Origin of the sequence: Providencia sp. PROV024 (genome assembly GCF_032709665.1) — a bacterium.
Lineage (GTDB): Bacteria > Pseudomonadota > Gammaproteobacteria > Enterobacterales > Enterobacteriaceae > Providencia > Providencia huashanensis.
This window is the reverse complement of record NZ_CP120545.1, coordinates 3023126-3041610: the sequence shown is the minus strand read 5'-3', so window position 1 is coordinate 3041610 and position 18485 is coordinate 3023126. Positions and strand designations below refer to the sequence as shown.

Sequence of the window (18485 nt, the reverse complement as noted above, 5' to 3'; positions counted from 1 at the left end):
GAACATGCAAATGAAAATAAATATTAAATATACTATATATGCATCAGTGTTTTTATTATGTGGATGTGTTGTAGGCCCAGGCTGGTATAAAGAAGGTGTAAATTATGAAGACTCTGAAAATGTCTTGGCAAAATGTAAATATGATATTGGTATTGCTTTAGTGAGTTCAAATGAAAGGCCAGAACTCATCGCTGAATGTATGAAGTCTCAAGGGTATAGATACAAAAACTATTCACATAGCTATTAAATTTAACTTTATATTCTATATTGTAATTTATGGTGCTAACTAATGGCACCTTTTTATTGGATAACTATGATTATTATTTTTAGTAAGTTTTTAAGAGAGTTAAATAGCAGCGGTTTGTTTGAAAATATAAACTATGACTTATACCCTAAGTTGGGAGTAATATATGGATGTGATAAAGAAAAAAGAGAAATAAAAATCACTCTTTCAACATTAAATGATAAAGAAAATAGGGTGACAATCACTGTGCAATCCGATGTTGATTGGAATAAACGAAAACAATTGCGTGCAGTACTTATTAATGAAAGTTTATATATAAGCCATGGCGACTTTATATATAGGGTTACGCCTATTTTCATAAGGAATTATTTCTTTAAATTTGATATTATAGATTTTTTATCTATAGTAATTTGTCAAAATAGAAAAAGATAATAGGGTTAAGCGGTTATCAGTAGGAAAAGTATCGATATAGAAAAGAATGCTTATTTACCTTAAGTAAGGGGCTATTATCTCTCTGTGCATGTTGATAAATTTTACTTAATGTACTTGTTGCGCATCAGTGATACCCCTTATCAACCATGTTTTAGGTAACTATATATCAATGAAATGACACGGTAAGTGCGTTTTTTTATTTGGGTGGAGTAAAACTAACCTGCATAACGGCCTAATTGCAAAGGCTTTTTCTTACCTATAGGCTTTGATTATAGACAATAGGGCTATCTATTATTGTTACTATGTAATATATCGAGCCAGAAAGTTGCTCATCTATTTATGAATATCATTTAATTTTAAGGGTAACAGGTGGTATTTAACACAAGTTTATTTAGTTGATGAGGGGGAATATCTAGGGCTATAAGCAGTAATAACTGTACCATTTATCAATCTATTTTTCATTATCCTTGCTATATATCCTAACGTTTTTTAACGCAATTAAAATGTTACCCTAAACCGATGAAATTTAAAATTCACCATATAGAGCGTGGGCATAGACCGTTTAGGTTGTGCTTTTATTGCGGCTCCTTTAAAATAAAGTTGATCAGTGATTTATCATTGGTCTTGCCTCTTCTAGCGTTTGGTCGCGCTAGCAGAATACTCGGTTAGCTTTGGTCGGCGACCCGAGGTAAAGAAACCCATTTAGGTGGGTTTTTTTACGCCTATCAATCAACGCTTGTCAGCCCTAACTGGCTGGTCTTGCCTCTTACGTTAGCCTAACTCTTTTCCCTAGGTAGGCTGATTTTTAGGTTTGAACACTTATCTAAATACTTGCTGTGTTTGTATTAGTAGAAATAATATTAGCATCGATATTTTTATCATTCAATAGCATTGCTAATTACTCTAGGCGATAAAAAACCGAAAATATTAGCGATAGTATTTAATTGATTGTTTTGGTTAAGCAAAATCAACCATTTTTATTGGAAGAGACTTTATGACTTTACCTATTACGCGTAAATCATGCATCTCAGCTTCTTCAATATAAAAAGTTTCATAGGCAGGATTATCAGATTTGACCGCAAGCTTCCGGCCTTTAACTCGCTGTAATCGTTTTATGAATAGGGAGCTTTCAAAACTAAATACATAGACGCCATCCCCATCAAAAAAGTCACTGTGTGTATCAACGAAAACAACATCCCTAGGATTAATTGCCGGAGACATGCTATCGCCGCTGATATTAATCATCTCAATTCCTTTAAGACTTTTACGACCAAATAACTCAAAAATCTTTTCGGAAGAGAATTCTATTGATTTTATGGTGTCAGGGAAGTCATTATTAATAAAACCACCGGGACCTGCTTTTGCATATATATCCATTAATCTCAATGTGTTGTGATCGCTTCTAATCGATTGTTGTGGGTGAGTGGTATCTTCACTTCTATTTGTTGACCTGACGTAATCGAGTAAAATTTTTAATTCGGGGTTGATATCTTCAGGCTTAACACGAAGTAAAGCGGCAAATTTTAATGTGGTATCTGTATTTAACGCAGTACGGCCATTGAGATACTGGCTGACGGCTCCTTGCGTAGAAAAGCCAAGTGCCTCAGCTGCTTTTTCTTGAGTTAAGCTGAGAGATTCACGTTTGCTTTCCCAGATATTACGTAAATTTTGGGCTGCTATTTTGTCTGATTCTGAAATTTTTCTATTCATATCATCTATTTTATTTGTATTGCTAATATTATGCCACTAGTATTGCTATTATTTTTCGTCATTAGTACTGCTAATGTTGAATCGTTAAGTAAAAAAGGAGCTAACAAATAAGATTAAATATTTACCTAAAAAATAACAGTAACTTAATCAGTCTGAATTTGCTCAAACCATTGGAGTGATACAGGGCTATATCAGCTAAGTCATCAAAGGTAACTCCATTCCAAAATGTTGTAAAGGCATTGGCTGGGCATCAAAAACAAACGGGTTATTAGACCACTTGCTTTATAACCCGAAGTGAGGTGATTTGATTTATCTTTTAATCGTTTAATACATCGCTTAAAAGTTGAAATATATGCACTTGGAAAAAAGAAAATCGCTCCCATCATATGGTTATATATTTTATAACGGATATAAGGCCGTCTTGTCATAAGGTTATTAGATGTCGTTAGTTGGAGTGAAAATGAAAAAATCGGTTTATAAAGCAAGTGGTTTATGGAACCAAGAATCTTTCATAACTCTTTTTGTCGCAACAAGCGAAAAAGATGTACTTTCAACAATCGTATTTTGGGCAAATCTTGGTGGCGCTCGAGTCGATGAGCTATCTATCGAGCGTTATTGCTCAGTGCATTAACCAAACTAAGATGAAGTGGCAGGCCAATGACAAAAAACAGTAACAGAACGTAAAGCTGAATAACGTAAGCGGCAAAAAGAATCAGGCATTACTGAGGCTGAGTTATTTCTTGGTAAGTAGGGGGTAAAAATGCTTCAAAGAAATTGTGCATTACGTAGAGCCAGTAGAGAGCCTTGTAAGAATGCGAATTTGATTCGAATGGATGACATACTGTGATACTATTCGGCTCTAAACGAAACAATAGGATATCTAAGTTGTTATCATAGACGACTGTGGAATAGGTAGGTTAAACACACAAAACACTGTTCATTTAAACAGTATTTTGTGTATAATCCATTTATTGGCTTGAACACCCAATCTAAATACTCGCTGTGTCTACTGAGAGAAAAAGTATGGCACAGTATAGCTTTATCAAAATATCTAACGGCTCTCTTGTTTCGGCTTCCCGCCCAGCAAGGGAATTCATGCACGTCAAAATCAAGTGTGGTGGTGTGCTTTCGGCTGATTTCAAGAAAGACCGCGATTCACGACGCCATCGCAACTACTCCGCAATACTCAATTTAGGGGATAAATATTGGCAGCCAATTGGCGACAATACTCCAATTGATAAATTCTTTAATGCTCTCCGTTATTGGTTAGTAGAACAATTGGGCCATTATGAAACCTTTGAAATGTCTGATGGCAGCCTACGCCGTATCACCCAATTAATCAGTTTTACCAAAATGAACGACCTAGCTTTTGGTGAACTCTACAAAGCCACCCTCGATGTACTTTGGAACTGTATTTTATTTCGTAAAATTCCCACCCAACAGGTTGCTGAAAATGTGGCAGCTCAGTTATTAGATTTTATTTAGAGGCAAGACCAATGAAACTCGAAAATGCACTGAAAAACTTTCACCCCAAATCACCGATATTTAGCGATACTGCGAGCAGTACATCACCCGACCGTTTAACTGGAACGGACATCATAGCTGCTATGGGGATGATTGATCCTCAGGCTAAGTTTGGCATGACGGCTTTTCTCGCTAAAAATGATGTCAGCGAAGAGGATAAAATTTCTACCATAGAAGCCTTGACGCAATATGCGAAAAAACAGACCCCAAAGCTGGTAGCAAAAGCTGCAGGTAAAAAACTAGGTCATTGTTTAATCATATTGGCCAAAATCGCATTTGAGGACTACGCTCGTTCGGCAGGTTCCGTTTTCCCATGTTCAACCTGTAGCGGCAAAGGGATGATTGATAAACAAGTCACTACAACAAAATATTCAACAAGAGACGCTGTCTTTTCCTCCTTTACCAAGGACAAGCCCAAACGATATACAAATACTGAGCGTGAGATCGTGGAAACTGAAAAAGTGATTTGCCAGTCATGTAAGGGAAAAGGCCAGTTAACACAGCGCTGTCGATGCAAGGGGCGGGGGAAAGTACTGGATGAAGCACAAACAGAACGACAGGGCGTCCCAGTATTCAAAGATTGCCCACGGTGTGCAGGCCTCGGTTTTAAGCGCGTTCCCTCATCTGTCGCATATAATGCAATAAAGCACTTGGTACCAGAGCTTAACGAAAGAACATGGCGCCGAAATTGGAAACCGTTTTATGAAACATTGGCCAGCAAATGTTTCATTGAGGAAAGTATTGCAGAGCAGGCGTTTAGCAAAGCGATAAAATAAACTGATCAAATAAACAGTAAAAAGCTTGCATTTTGTCCGAAGCTGGTTTATTATTTTTACAAAATGGACATTCTATACCTAATTAAGTAAATCGATGTCTCATTTTACCAATTCAAAACCTCGCGATTGCGGGGTTTTTTTATATCTAAAAACCTCAACAAGTGTTTCGTTTTCTTAAGAGTAGAACCTCACTTCGGCAGGGTTTTATTTTGTGATCTTCTGTGGTTTAGCACGATAAGTGAGGTTTTAAGTGAAAGTCTGCATTATAGGCATTTCTGGCGCAGGGAAAACAACGTTAGCTAAAAAATTAGCCATTGAACTGAATGTCCCTACTTATGCGTATGATGATATATATTGGAATAAAAGGAGTGGAGAATATATTAAAAATACTCCTGAGATAATTAATTCACTTGTTTCTGCCATAAAATCGGAAAGAGATTGGATAGTTGAAGGCGCGTATGATCGTCGGATGCTCCCATTCTTTGAAGACTGCTCTTTGATTATTAGATTGAAGATCCCATATCGGATATGTGTGTTAAGAATAATAAAGCGTTACCTACTTGCAAAAATAACAAAAACAAGACATAAGGAAACGATTCTAAATACCATTGAATTACTTCGCTTTGCAAAGCGATTTGATAACCAATTAAATGTTTTTTTTGATTCAACCCCAGCTGTTATGCATAATATAGTTGAAGTTAATAACACTAAGCAGTGTTCACTAGAAATTAAAAAACATTTAAATGAAACTTCATAATTTAAAGGGGACAGTGATGCCATTTTCTATGTTTAACCGACTAATATGTAAGGTAACCCTTACAAGTTCAGTGATCTAGTCTTGTGGATAGCTTATATTCAAGAGGTCGCCTAGTGCGGCTTTTTTTGTCTATAGTAAAAAGCTAATTTCTAGTTAATTTTTTATGGGTAAAATAGCAATTCTTAAATTAAGCTAAAATTGAGTGGGTTAAATTTTTTATTCTAATAGTTAGTTTTTAATTGATATTAAGATTCATGCCTTTTAATTTTTTTAAATGTAATAATTTCCTTTCTTGTTTATTTAAAAAAAGGATGTTTTTATTGTGAGTATTTTCAAATTTAAAAAAATAATGGCTATCACTATCTTTTCTTGCTCATTTTCAAGCTTTGCTGCAAATCCACCGTTACAATTTCACATTCACGGTTCTTTTGAAGAGGTTGTTCCTCCGTGTAATTTGACAAGCGAGTCGAGCTTTAATTTGGCTTTTGATACCATTCCAACATATGTAAATATTGGATACGAAACGCAAGCCGAGTTTGTCAGAGTAAGTTATCAATGTATGCAGGATGTTAATGTTAAAGTTTATTTTTCTGATGCTGCCCATAAACTTTCTAGTGCAGCATATCAAACGACAGCGAGCCATATTGGGGTTAAAACTAAAATAAATGGTCAAATATTAAATCCCAATGAAAAACTAGAGTTTAAGTCTAAAGCAGGAGCATCAGAAATCCCAGTTGAAGTTAGTTTAATAAGGCTAGCAGAAACACAAGGTAATGGTGGTAGTTATGACTTTAATTTAACGGGTATTATTGAGACAGAGTATAACTAATATTTTAATTAGTATATTGTGTGCTGCTTTTCTATTAAATTCTTCAAGGTCACTTAGGTGGTCTTTTTTATTAACTCAACCTCAGGCACTCCGTAGGGGGTGAAATCATGCGTATGGATAAATACAGCAACGCAGCCTACGGCAGTGCTGGGCTTACAGCATTCTTTGCAAGTCTATCACTTTATGAGTGGGGCTTTATTATCGGGATGGCGTTTAGCATTATTCTTGGTCTTATTACCTTTTTTATGAATCGACGAGAGCAGCGAAAGCGAACACGTTTATTTGAAGAACTCGTTAATAAAACTGACCCACAAAACCCCTCAGCCACTGCACGAAAAGCTGCCGAACTTATGGCGAAAGCGCCTAAGGATATCTAATGTCACTCAAACAAAAACTCACTGTGCTTGTTGGTGCAGGGGCTTCGGCTATCGGTTTAGCCGTGATTGCGCATTATGAGGGGGTTAGATATGAGCCCTACGAGGATGTTATTGGTGTACTGACGGTCTGCTATGGGCACACAGGGAAAGATATTGTTCCCAATAAAACTTATACCAAAGAAGAATGCAATGAGCTGTTAGAGCTGGATTTTATGAGAACCAAATTACAGGTAGACCGCCTAGTTAAAGTCCCTGTTGATGAGCATACAAAAGCCGCGCTTTATTCATTTGCTTTTAATGTTGGCACTGGCGCATTTGCTAAGTCGACCATGTTGAAAAAGCTTAACGCAGGTGACCAATACGGTGCTCAAAGGGTATATGCCTTTGGAATCAAAGATAGCTATAGTTAGTCAGACAGTGATTCCTCCACACTATGTGATGTAGATCATCCAACTGAAATTTTCCCCCTTTATTGCTGCCTATATGGCGGCATGTTCGCCTTTTCCATGCTGTACTGAATGTACAAGAAACTACCTGTTTGGGAACCTATCGATATTTCTCAATTATTTGACAATTTAACAACTTAAAATTGAGGCCTAAAATGAATCCGCAATCCAATAGACTCTACAAAACCAAATTAATCATACTAGCCACGATCGTATCAGCTCTGATACCTATTTCCGGAAACGCAGCGTGTCCAACAGGTCAAGAACAATACGATCGGCTAGAGTTTATCGGGAAAGATGACACGGTCGTGACAGTAGACCACCGGGGAGATATGAGTGGGAGTGTACCAGAAAATAGCCTGATCGCGTTCCGAGGTTCATACAAAAAGTGCAGGCACGCAATAGAGACGGATATACGTTTATCAAAAGACGGAGCGCTTATGGTGTTCCATGATGCCAATATAGGTCGCGTACTTGAACAGAAATATAACCCTGACAGAAATACGGGACCAAACCCTTCAATATCCAGTCTGACACAAGCTGAAATACAAGCAAAAAAGATGAGGACAGTTAACTGGGATGTAACTAATCAAAGTGTCCCTACTGTAGAGGAGGTTATCTCTGATTACCTCGCTAATAGCGGTCAAGCGTTGTTTTATTTCGACGTTAAAGAAGAAAAAGCAATCGGGAAAGTCGCTAAAGTAATTTCAGACCAAGCCCAAAATCACCCAGATGTTCTTAAACGATTCATCGTCAAGTTTGGAATGGAGCATGTCCCAACGTATGAGAAATGGGTAGAGTTACTGGCCAAGGAAGGTGCCAATTCAGCTGTCATGGCAAACCCCTACATTAGTCCTTGGGGGGCTGAAAAAATCAACAAAATGAACATCCCCAATCCACCTGGAGAAACATACAAAGATAACACTAGCCGCGCAGTGGCTTCCTGGGCTAGACAACCTGCCAAATTGGTTCCTAACGTTGAGGTGGTAATAAAAAACTCTCAGGACTTTATTGCAACCATAAAAGAAAAATCAGCTCAGGGGATTTATGAAAAACCTACAACACTGAATGCGGATAATACATTTGATGGAACAATGGCTCGTATGATTACCATCATCAAGGCAAAGAAGAAAGCATTGGGCATATTTGTTCCAAATCCAGATTACATTCAGTGGCGTAGTGACTTAGTGTCTCAAGGTGTAACAGTTAAAAACCTTGACAAAAATCGTCAAATCGATATTGAAGAAGCTTATTTCTATAATACAGGTTACTGTTGCTACACGATGGAAGAAAGGCTTGGTCCTAATGAAAAGGAAGACATGCGAATGAATCTTACCTGGGCTAGAAGCATTGGCGCTAACGTCATCACAGTTGACGATCCCGACAGTGTTGATACATTCTTCCGAATGAACAGAGAACTTGATACTATCGCGATCCCGGTGACGGTTAAACCCACTCTAGAGATGAACTCTGTTTTGTCTCGACAGCTAAAATTAGTGGATTTTCCCGAAGTCAACAATATCAATATAAAACCGTGGATGGGAGATGCCGCTTGGGGATGGGGAGGGGTGGTGTGCCTTTGGGATAATCCTAGAAGTGATCATTACGCCTGGACTTATCACTGTGACTTTTCTAATGATAAGGACAGTACCTATAAAAAATTACTCCATACAAAGATAGTCAAAAAGCACAGTCATCACGATGTTCTAGGTGATGCAATCCAGATATTTAATCATGACTTTAGTTACTGCCTTTCTAATATTCTAAATGATGATGACTTGTACCTATGGATGCAAGACTGTTCTTCCTCAAATGAAAAAAGCCTGTTTATTTTAGACTTCAACCGGCTTTTACCTCTTTTGAATTACTATGATCCGTGGGGGCCTATGATGATTACCTCTAGAAACGAGGCTGTGTGGGACTTTAAGTACTATGGTACGTTGCTTAAGGCTCCGCTCAATGATGTTGATGACTGGGCGAAATGGGGATTCTTTAACGGAGATTATTAGATTACTATTTTGAGGCCGGATATCCGGCCTTTTTTAATGTTCCAATGTAACTGCATGAACATGAGGGAGTTGTTTTAACGTGCAGTAGAACTCAGGTAGCGTCATTTTCTGTCTGACATTTAACTTTAAATTAACCTCTACCTTTTCTTTTTTAAGATCGCGTATATTCAGGCTATCTATGATGCTATTGTTGCTTGTTAGATAATCTATCGTTGATGATAAGCCTGCTTCATCATTAAACAACATGCGGACATTCAATTTTCCTAAACGTTTGCTCTTTGCTTGGTAAAGCAGGACTTGCGGGCTAATCCATATTGCAATGAAAAATAAGCCTGTCACCACAAAGGCATGGATGTAAAAACCATTTCCAGACGCAATACCAATCCCCGCTGAAGCCCACACTATTGCTGCGGTCGTTAAGCCCGAGATAGCATCATCGCTACGGTGCATGATGACCCCAGCACCCAAAAAACCAATCCCACTAATAATCTGTGCCGCGAGCCTCATTGGGTCACTACGTATATTGTCGGATATCCCCGCGTAATATTCCGCTGATTGTATTGAGACTATCGTTAACAGGCAGCTGGCAACTGCAATGATAACGCATGTAGTGAAACCGACAGGTTTTCCTTTTGCTTCCCGTTCTAAACCAAGGAGGCCGCCTAGGACAAAAGCGACCGTCAACTTGATTAACGTTGGAGGGAAGTTGCTTAACTGCTCGTAGATATAGGTTAAGCTTTCCATTTACCTCTCTCCTTACTCCATTTATTTTTCTATGACTGCATCTGCTTTATTATCGCTTTGCTGTATGGCTTTCTTTTTCGAAACATCATCTTTAAAGAAGATAAGGAAGAAGACCATCACAACGGCTGCAACTACGGTCGGATAATGCCAATAATTAACCCATTGAGGGAGTGATGCGGCACCCGTCTCTGTGACTGTATTGTTGAAGATATAGCCACAAACGGTTGAGGCAAATAATAAGCCTGCACCATTAGAAACGATAAAGCGGATCCCTTGAGCTTGAGCACGGATTTCTGGACGGGCTTTTTTATCAACATAGATATCGCCAGCGGTGAAGAAAAAGTCCCAACACAAGCCTTGCAGTAACAGGCCAATAATGATGAACATTGTGCCAGTATCCATTGCGGCATAAGAGAAAAGAACGGTTCGGATAATCCAAGAGCCTATACCTAATGCTAATGTAATTTTAAATCCGAATTTTAACAGCACGAATGACAGCAAAAACATAAAGACAATTTCACAAGCCACCCCGATTTGCATCATAGACGCTGCGTTATCAAATCCAAGCGCCTTAATAAATACAGGAATATAAGCAGAGTAGGCTGTTTTCGGGATCATCAGTACGAAGATGCTCAACATAAGTATCGCGAAATAACGGTCTTTGAACAAAGAGAGCGCGTCAAGACATAGGATATCTCTAGGTTTAAATGGCTGGTCTTTTGCTTTAGGAGGGGTATCTGGCAAGGTTAAACAGTATAGCGCCAAAACGACACCAGCACCGGCAGCAATATACCAAGTCATGGTGCTGCCAGATAAGCCCATTTCCCCCATGATAAATCCGACGACAATGAAACCGAAATTACCAAACACTCGAATGACTGGGAACATTTTCACGCCGTTAATGTGCGAGAAAGTGATGCTGTTTGAGAGTGCTGTAGTAGGGTAAAACAATAAGCCGACAATGAAAATCAGGAACAACGTCATTCCAACATTCTGCGTTTCCACAAATTGAGGAACCATTAACAACACACCAGCGTTGATAATGTGAAGTACAGCCATGACTTTTTGCGATGAAAAGAATCTGTCTGCCACCATTCCGATGAAAAGTGGCGACATGATCGTAGCCAGCCCCAGCAGAGCGTAAGCATTACCAATGATGTTAGCCATTCCATAAGAACTCAAGACAAGCCCCATCGTCATATTCCATGCGCCTTGCATAAAATATTGGACAAACATCATAATCAAAAGCCTGGAGGTGATATTCACGTTCATAGTGTTCTCCTTAGTTTGCTTCAACCGTGAGGCCGTCAGAAGCAACTAGAATGTTGTGTTCAGCGCAAATACTTTCCAGATGTTTATGTAATAAACGCGCGCTATGTGAGATATGAGAAACCAATATCTTTGTTTTCGGGTGTATACAGCCTTGAGCTTCCAGTTTTTGTTTGGCGGCGAAAACAGTTTCTAAACTCATGTGGTTATCAGTACGATCATCTCCATTCAAACCATAGGTGCATTCTAAAACAACAATATCCAGCGGCTTATTAATGAGCCAATTCCAAGTGAGCTCTGGGAACCAACCTGAGTCATGCCCATAAAAGATAGCTTGTCCATCTTTCTCGACATGATAAACAAAGCAATATTCCCACTTAGCGTGATTAGCCAGTAGTGGTGTGATTTTATAGCCTTTATGCTCAACTGTTTCATAGGGAACCATACAATGGAAACCGAAACGTTCTTTACTGTAGCCGGGTAAAACACTGACTGACCCGTTAATCGCTCTGTCATTACCAAAAATATGGAGGGGGTGGCATATTTCGTAACCATAACCTTCCATGCGGCTATATAAATCCCCCACATTAAAATGGTCAGGGTGAGTATGTGTGAAAAGTAGGGTTTCAATATCAGTCGCATCACGACCATCCCGCAATAATTGATGACTAAACGTAGGAGACATATCCACTAACATAACATCATCAATAATAGCGGAAGATTGCGTGCGGATATCCTTTCCGCCTAATCGACGAGCTTCCAAACAATGTTCACATCGGCAAAATGGATTAGGGATACCTTCGGAAGCAGCAGTGCCTAAAAAATGGATCTTCATAGTGAATTCCTTTTTATTTGTAATTATTCATATGTATTTTATATATTGACACGTATCAATATATATTTTTTAAAATAATTACAAAGCTTTTATAGTGAATTAAGTGATCTTGTTCAAAATAAAACCTATTAATACCTGATTTTCAATATATTGACGTATGCTCTACTCGATGCAGGAAAGTAAACTTGTTAAATGCCAATCCATATAATCAGAGTTAAGTGATGATACGAATCAATTTCATTTGGCTTTAAAATTAAGGTATTATTATTGGCAGTCGATTTGGAGGGGATAATCAATGGCAACAATGAGGGATATTTGTAGAATTGCTGGTGTTTCGCACGGCACAGTCTCGAATGTGTTAAATGGACGCGGCAACGTTAGCGTGGAGAAAATGGAAGCCGTGTTAAATGCCGCCAAGGCGCTGGGCTATAACGTTAATACTCAAGCGCAATTACTCAGAGCAAACACAAATATCAAGATTGCAATCGTGCTTCCTCACCTGATATCGGAAAAGTACACCATACTGTTCAACGCTATTCGCCAGACGATTGAAGACAGCTCAGATTTGCCATTTGATGTATTCTTGACTGATGACCTACAATCCAAGGAATTGAAAATACTACAAAAAATAGCCTCTGGCGGTTACCAAAGCGTTATCACGGTTAGCTGTCTTAATGATGCTAGTGTGTATTTTGATACACTTCAAATTCCTCCTGAAAATGTCGCCTTTGTATACCGAAAACCCCAGAATGCTAAAGTGTATTTCAGCCTTGACTATGCCGATGCAGCGCAAGCCATTGCAAATCAAATAGCAAAAGATGCATGTGAAAGAATTGGAATTTTTGCCGAATCTTCATATTATTTGAATAGTGAGGAATTTGTTCGAGAAGTCCGACTGTCCTTACAAAAAGACGTACCGAATATTGAAGTGGTCGTGTGTTATTCGAGTGACCTTGAGTCTTACAATACGGCTTTTGATTTTTTTGCAAATAATCAAAAATTTGATGCAATCATTACGCAAGATCTCGAAAGAACTCGATATATAACACAGGCGAGTTTTTTCGGAAGCGCGAAGCAGGTTCCACGTATTTATTCATTAACGGGTAGCACACCACCAATGGTTAGCGGGGTGTATTGCATTCCGATGAATTACGCTCAACTCGGTTTAGATGTGGCTGCGCGCTTATTTAAAAATGAAGGAACAAAGTTTGAGCAGGAGCAGCAAATCTCCAGCCCTTTTGCCCGCGTTTATACCAGTGAGGCCAGAGATGGCGAACGTACTCGAGTCGATACACTTAATTTGCTTACGATACCAAGCCCTTCAACCGACGCTCTACAAAAACTGCTTCCCCACTTTTTCGCTCAAACGGGGGTTCACGTTAATATCTCTGTTCGTCCTTTTGGCGAAATATTCAATATCCTTAACACGATAGAAGAACACCCTTTTTACGATTTATTACGTATCGATGTCGCTTTTTTTCCTTGGTTTGCAAAAAAGACCCTCGTGCCGCTTAATTCCGTTGGTGGTGGATTAACAGACTTGCAATCAAAATACACGGAGCAAAAACAAAGCCGTTTTTGTCTAGTCAATGATATGGCTTATGCGATGCCGTTCGACGCAAGTGTGCAGCTTATGTTTTACCGTAAGGATCTTTTCGAAGACCCAATAACGAAGCGCATGTACTTCGAATCGACGGGTAAAGAGCTGAAAGTACCTTCTACTTTTGAGGAGTACGACAGGATAAGTCGTTTTTTCTATACACATCGCGAAGCTGGTAATGAAAATAAACCGTATGGTTCATCTTCTACCACAGGCAGTGCTGGGATAATTTCATCGGAGTACCTGTTACGCTATTATGCCGCAGGTGGGTGCTTGTTTGGCTCCGGCACAGAACCCAGCTTAAGCCCGTTAATCGCTGAGAAAGTGCTTACTGACTACATGAATCAACTATCCTATACCGACAGGATTAACAGTGAGTGGTGGGGGGAATCGATAAAGCGGTTTGAGTCAGGAGATCTCGCGATGAACATCGCGTATATGAATTTATTTAATGATGTCGCTCATAGCCCCATGTCCAATAACATTGGATACGCACCCGTGCCGGGAGGAAAGCCTCAAATTGGCGGAGGGGTTTTAGGAATGTCACGCTATAGTAAAAAGACAGAATTAGTTGAGCTCTTTTATCGATGGCTTTACTCAGATGTCATCCAGGATCACATATTGATGCTTGGTGGCAATACCATTCAGCGAAATTATATATACATGCAAGAGGTCAGACAGCGTTATCCTTGGTTGTCGCTTTCTTACAATGAGATAGAGACTGGAGTCCGTGAATCTACCATGCCTAATGGCGAAGCATTTAATCTTCGTCAAGCTGAAAATATCATTGGCCGTGGTGTCATCGATGCTTTGGATGGGTTAATGACCATCCAAGAAACTATTCAAAAAATAAATCTGGGATTGAAAAATCTTTGAAAAATACAGGCCACAGCCTCTTAGGGGCCGTGGTCTTTTTCAGATTTTATAATGTATATCGCTAACAGCGCTTAATTTCTGTGCTGCTTGTTCCGGCGTTAAATCACGTTGTGTTTCAGCCAACATTTCATATCCCACCATGAATTTACGCACTGAAGATGAACGTAATAATGGTGGATAGAATTGAGCGTGCAATTGCCAATGCTCAATATTCTGATTATCTTTGAAGAAAGGTGCAAAGTGCCACCCCATTGAGTAAGGAAAAGATGTTTTGAAGAGATTGTCATAACGTGAAGTGAGTTTTTTCAACGCAAGGGCTAAATCATCCTTCATCTCTTCCGTTAATTCATCCATACGATGAACCACAGTTTTAGGCATCAATATTGTTTCAAATGGCCATGCAGCCCAATAGGGCACGACCGCAATCCAATGATCCGTGTCTACCACTGTCCGGCTTCCATCACGCATTTCAAATGTAGCATAGTCTAAAAGTAAGCTACTTCCATTTTCTGTGTAGTACCGCCGCAGGTTGTCATCTTTTCGCTTTATTTCATTTGGCAGAAAGTCGCTGGCCCAAATTTGTCCATGAGGATGAGGTTGTGAGCATCCCATCATTTCACCTTTATTTTCGAACGCTTGAACCCATATGTAATTTTCCCCAAGTTCAGACAACTGTTCACTCCAGGTTGTCACGACGTCTTTGATCTGCGGAACGCTCAGTTCTGGCAAAGTCTTACTGTGATCTGGGGAAAAACATATCACTCGACTAAGGCCTCGAACTGCTTGTGTGCGGATCAGGCTAGTGATATTCTCCGGCTGAGTAGAGCCTTGTGGGGTAAGGGCTGAAAAATCATTTTGAAAAACAAAGGTTCCTTTGTAGTCTGGATTTATCTCACCAGAGATCCTTTTATTCGTAGGGCATAAAAAACACGTTTCATCATACTCAGGGAGTTTTAACAGTTCAGGGGGTTCATCCATTCCATTCCACGGTCGCTTAGCACGGTGTGGTGAAACTAGCACCCACTGATCAGTTAACGGATTATACCGGCGGTGGGGGACTTCTGTAGGGTCAAATATGGGTAAGTTCATGTTGGGTCCTCATTTGTTATTGTTTGAACTGTTGTAGCCTTCAGGGTTATTACATTGCCAACGCCATGCATCATCAGCCATATCCTGAATACTTCGTGTTACCTCCCAATTAAGTTCACGTCGAGCTTTTTCGGGGGTTGACCAATACTCTGCAATATCCCCTTCGCGACGAGCTTTAAATTCGTGAGCAATACTTTTTCCACATGCAACCTCAAATGCATGAAGCATTTCTAATACACTGGTGCCTTTACCTGTTCCTAAATTAAAAATATGGAGTCCGGGCTGCTGACTCACTGCTCCCAAGGCCGCAACATGCCCATCAGCCAAATCCATAACGTGGATATAATCTCGAACACCCGTGCCATCAATTGTGGGGTAATCGTTACCAAAAATTGAAAGAAAAGGCCGTTTCCCCACGGCGACTTGAGTAATGTAGGGGGTTAGATTATTTGGAATGCCTAATGGATCTTCCCCCATTTCGCCAGATGGATGGGCCCCAACAGGGTTAAAATAGCGCAGCAGGGTTGCAGAGCACTCTGGGTCTGAAATATGCATGTCTTCAAGTATTCGCTCAACCATATATTTACTGGTGCCATAAGGGCTAGCAGTTGCACCTGTAGTAAAGGTCTCATCAATAGGAACGTTTTTTGGCTCACCATACACCGTTGCAGATGAGCTAAAAATAATACTTTTAATAGCGTGCTGCTTCATCACCCGAAATAAGACGAGACTACCATTGACATTCATATCATAGTATTTGAGGGGCTGTTCAACGGATTCACCAACAGCCTTTAGCCCTGCGAAATGAACCACTGACTGGATATTATGTGCTTTAAAAATACAACCCAAGATACCGGAATCCCGAACATCACCTTCAAAAAACACAGGGCGAACGCCAGTTATTTTTTCAATTCTATTTAATACTTCTAGATTGGAGTTTATTAAGTTATCTAAAATAACAGGCGTGAAACCTGCCTGTATCATTTGAACGCATGTATGACTCCCGATATAACCCAGCCCGCCAGTAACTAAAACGTCGTTCCCTTTCATTCTTAACCTCGATATAAATAGTTTACATACATCATATAATTGGAACGTATCAATTTCATAAATTAAAATAAAATTTGAAATGGCGATCACAATAAATTACTTGGTAAAAATAATCATTCCAAAAATAAATAAGTAAATCATGAAGTTAACCTATTAAAATGCTTGGTACGTAACAGTACATGCGAAGGGTTGCTATCCTTGTGGTTCGTTCTACACTGTAATAGAGTGAATGGATGTGTTTGATTTTGTTTCAAATTTAATAATATATAATCAAATAATCACTGGTATAAACGAATGGACTCGGCCTTCTTTAGAAGATTAACCTTTAAGAGGTACAAAATGATGTTCAAGCCATCGCGGTTCATTCCATTGTTTTATATGGTGTTATTGTTCCTTCTATCCAGTTTTAATGTTCAGGCAAATGAAGCCCCTTCAACAAAGGCATGGGAGGCGTGGGGATTGCAACCCATCTCTCTTGGTATGCCCCCTATTTATCAGTTCAAAGCCAAAAGCGATGTATCGGTAAGGAATGGCGACCGACCTCTTCTTATCGATGTATATTTACATGACATGAGTTATACAGGGCCGAAGTATAATGAAACAAGAATTCGAGTATATATATCCATTAAGCACTTGATTTCTGGTAAGGTTTCCAAGCAAATGTCTGATGAGACCTTTGGTGTTATTAAAAAATTCCAAACTCGTTTCGAATTCCCTGTTGTACGCTCTGGTGAATATGCAATTGATGTGGACGGCATTTCTATACAGTATATAAACAATGGAACAGTAGAATGGTCATTTAGAATACACGGACCAGATAGCCGTCATGGAACATCTTGGGTTGATGGCAATGCTCATTCTCAAATTAATCGAATTAATTCTGCTGTATCGGATGTTTTAACAGAGAAAAAACCAGGCCAATATGTTTTTGGCCTCGATAAATCGCTCAAGAATCATTTCGAAGTTCCTATTAAGCTTGGTTCTCAAAGCTACACAGTGGCTCTTTCAGGTAGTCTTCTCATCATTCCAAAGCTGGTTGGCAATGTTCGGTATGTTTACCCTCATTTGCTTGGTGATACTCACGAAGGTGAAGCGGAACGGTGTGAATACAATGTTTATGCAACGGTATCCGGAGAACATCAAGATGCAGAAATTTACACCCCACATGAAGCCTGGAATAAGCTGGACCAACCTTTAGTAGCTCTCAATGCAAACTTTTTTGATGTTCGAAGACAAGAGGCGCATACAGACTGGAAAATGAACGGTTGTTCATCACCTGTAGGCATGTATTACGATAATGTTACTAAAGGGCCGACTAAAGGTACCCACAATGCCCCAGATAAATATTTGGCAGGCCTACCTTACTTCATTAACCCGAATAACAACAAATCAATCCCGCTGGATACAATGCTTTGGCTTGATGATATTTATTCGCATCGCATGCTTATTCATGCCGATTCATTGGAAGCCACAAACGTAAGGAAACAAATGGAGGAGCTAAATAGAGATGGGTTCAAGTATATCGCTGTTTCCGGTGTAGGCCTTAATGACAGGATGTACGACCCTTCAATCAGCCCTACTTATGCTGAGGAAGGATTAGGACGAGTAGCTATGAGTTTCAATGAAAATGAAAACGTCATTTTTATCTATCAAGGTGGGGAATTTGATGAAGGTCTAGACCGTCGGGAGTTGTACGGGCTTTTTCAAGCACTAGATGTTGACAATGCCATTGAGTTTTCCGGGGGCCCTTACGCTGCAATAGCTATAAAGGATGATAGTTTCACACGCTACGGAGGACGTAGGCGTGCATCTTCGTGTAATGACAATAACGTCTGGTGCTCCGAACCAACTAATAAGAACCGTAAACCCAGTGCTTCTCCTGCCTGGCTAGGTATTTCTAATAGATAATATTCTCTAA

18 protein-coding genes are annotated in these 18485 nt (G+C 39.5%); 12 read left to right on the top strand and 6 right to left on the bottom strand.

Annotated features, from left to right (window positions below):
- Window positions 1-10: 10 nt before the first annotated feature.
- Entirely contained in the window at window positions 11-247 is a 237-nt protein-coding gene (locus P3L56_RS14160; RefSeq protein ID WP_042844971.1) for a hypothetical protein, read from the top strand.
- 42 nt (window positions 248-289) lie between these two features.
- Entirely contained in the window at window positions 290-676 is a 387-nt protein-coding gene (locus P3L56_RS14155; protein ID WP_272686103.1) for a hypothetical protein, read from the top strand.
- Between the two features lie 957 nt (window positions 677-1633).
- On the opposite strand, the gene P3L56_RS14150 is transcribed toward P3L56_RS14155, so the two are convergent.
- Entirely contained in the window at window positions 1634-2386 is a 753-nt protein-coding gene (locus tag P3L56_RS14150; protein WP_071548264.1) for a S24 family peptidase, read from the bottom strand.
- 460 nt (window positions 2387-2846) lie between these two features.
- On the opposite strand from P3L56_RS14150, the gene P3L56_RS14145 reads away from it, so the two are divergent.
- From P3L56_RS14145 to P3L56_RS14110, 8 genes are all read left to right on the top strand, one after another.
- Window positions 2847-3017: a hypothetical protein gene (locus tag P3L56_RS14145; protein ID WP_164975505.1), complete on the top strand. Its 171-nt coding sequence runs from the start codon at window positions 2847-2849 to the stop codon at window positions 3015-3017.
- 392 nt (window positions 3018-3409) lie between these two features.
- Window positions 3410-3871, top strand: a complete 462-nt coding sequence (locus P3L56_RS14140) for a DUF1367 family protein (protein ID WP_042844962.1) — start codon at window positions 3410-3412, stop codon at window positions 3869-3871.
- A gap of 11 nt (window positions 3872-3882) precedes the next feature.
- Window positions 3883-4686: an antitermination protein gene (locus tag P3L56_RS14135; RefSeq protein WP_048607795.1), complete on the top strand. Its 804-nt coding sequence runs from the start codon at window positions 3883-3885 to the stop codon at window positions 4684-4686.
- A 250-nt stretch (window positions 4687-4936) separates the two neighbouring features.
- A complete protein-coding gene (locus P3L56_RS14130) occupies window positions 4937-5443 on the top strand; it encodes an AAA family ATPase (protein ID WP_198860817.1) in 507 nt (168 codons plus the stop codon).
- Between the two features lie 322 nt (window positions 5444-5765).
- Window positions 5766-6272 carry a hypothetical protein gene (locus P3L56_RS14125; protein ID WP_198860816.1) on the top strand — a complete coding sequence of 169 codons (507 nt, stop codon included), beginning with the start codon at window positions 5766-5768 and terminating at the stop codon, window positions 6270-6272.
- Between the two features lie 107 nt (window positions 6273-6379).
- Window positions 6380-6649, top strand: coding sequence for an HP1 family phage holin (locus P3L56_RS14120; RefSeq protein ID WP_042844233.1), 270 nt, complete (start codon window positions 6380-6382; stop codon window positions 6647-6649).
- The gene (locus P3L56_RS14115) at window positions 6649-7059 is read left to right on the top strand and encodes a lysozyme (RefSeq protein ID WP_198860814.1); all 411 of its coding nucleotides are present in this window, start codon (window positions 6649-6651) and stop codon (window positions 7057-7059) included. The genes P3L56_RS14120 and P3L56_RS14115 overlap by 1 nt, the downstream gene beginning before the upstream one ends.
- 191 nt (window positions 7060-7250) lie before the next feature.
- The gene (locus P3L56_RS14110; protein ID WP_210831798.1) at window positions 7251-9104 is read left to right on the top strand and encodes a glycerophosphodiester phosphodiesterase family protein; all 1854 of its coding nucleotides are present in this window, start codon (window positions 7251-7253) and stop codon (window positions 9102-9104) included.
- A gap of 33 nt (window positions 9105-9137) precedes the next feature.
- On the opposite strand, the gene P3L56_RS14105 is transcribed toward P3L56_RS14110, so the two are convergent.
- Genes P3L56_RS14105 through P3L56_RS14095 form a run of 3 tightly spaced genes read right to left on the bottom strand, consistent with a single transcriptional unit; the run spans window position 9138 to window position 11952 of the window.
- Window positions 9138-9848, bottom strand: a complete 711-nt coding sequence (locus P3L56_RS14105) for an MgtC/SapB family protein (RefSeq protein WP_198860812.1) — start codon at window positions 9846-9848, stop codon at window positions 9138-9140.
- Window positions 9849-9869: 21 nt separating this feature from the next.
- Window positions 9870-11120 (bottom strand): MFS transporter, encoded by a 1251-nt coding sequence (locus P3L56_RS14100; RefSeq protein ID WP_272686102.1) that lies wholly within the window; start codon window positions 11118-11120, stop codon window positions 9870-9872.
- Window positions 11121-11130: 10 nt separating this feature from the next.
- Entirely contained in the window at window positions 11131-11952 is an 822-nt protein-coding gene (locus tag P3L56_RS14095) for an MBL fold metallo-hydrolase (protein ID WP_198860810.1), read from the bottom strand.
- A 295-nt stretch (window positions 11953-12247) separates the two neighbouring features.
- Here P3L56_RS14095 and P3L56_RS14090 point away from each other — a divergent pair, with 295 nt between their 5' ends.
- Window positions 12248-14428, top strand: coding sequence for an extracellular solute-binding protein (locus P3L56_RS14090; protein ID WP_198860809.1), 2181 nt, complete (start codon window positions 12248-12250; stop codon window positions 14426-14428).
- Between the two features lie 39 nt (window positions 14429-14467).
- On the opposite strand, the gene P3L56_RS14085 is transcribed toward P3L56_RS14090, so the two are convergent.
- Both P3L56_RS14085 and galE read right to left on the bottom strand, forming a co-directional pair.
- A complete protein-coding gene (locus P3L56_RS14085; protein ID WP_198860808.1) occupies window positions 14468-15517 on the bottom strand; it encodes a UDP-glucose--hexose-1-phosphate uridylyltransferase in 1050 nt (349 codons plus the stop codon).
- Window positions 15518-15526: 9 nt separating this feature from the next.
- Window positions 15527-16567 (bottom strand): UDP-glucose 4-epimerase GalE, encoded by a 1041-nt coding sequence (gene galE, locus P3L56_RS14080; RefSeq protein WP_198860807.1) that lies wholly within the window; start codon window positions 16565-16567, stop codon window positions 15527-15529.
- A gap of 339 nt (window positions 16568-16906) precedes the next feature.
- Between galE and P3L56_RS14075 the strand changes: the two genes are divergently transcribed.
- Window positions 16907-18475 carry a hypothetical protein gene (locus P3L56_RS14075; protein WP_198860806.1) on the top strand — a complete coding sequence of 523 codons (1569 nt, stop codon included), beginning with the start codon at window positions 16907-16909 and terminating at the stop codon, window positions 18473-18475.
- Window positions 18476-18485: the final 10 nt, after the last annotated feature.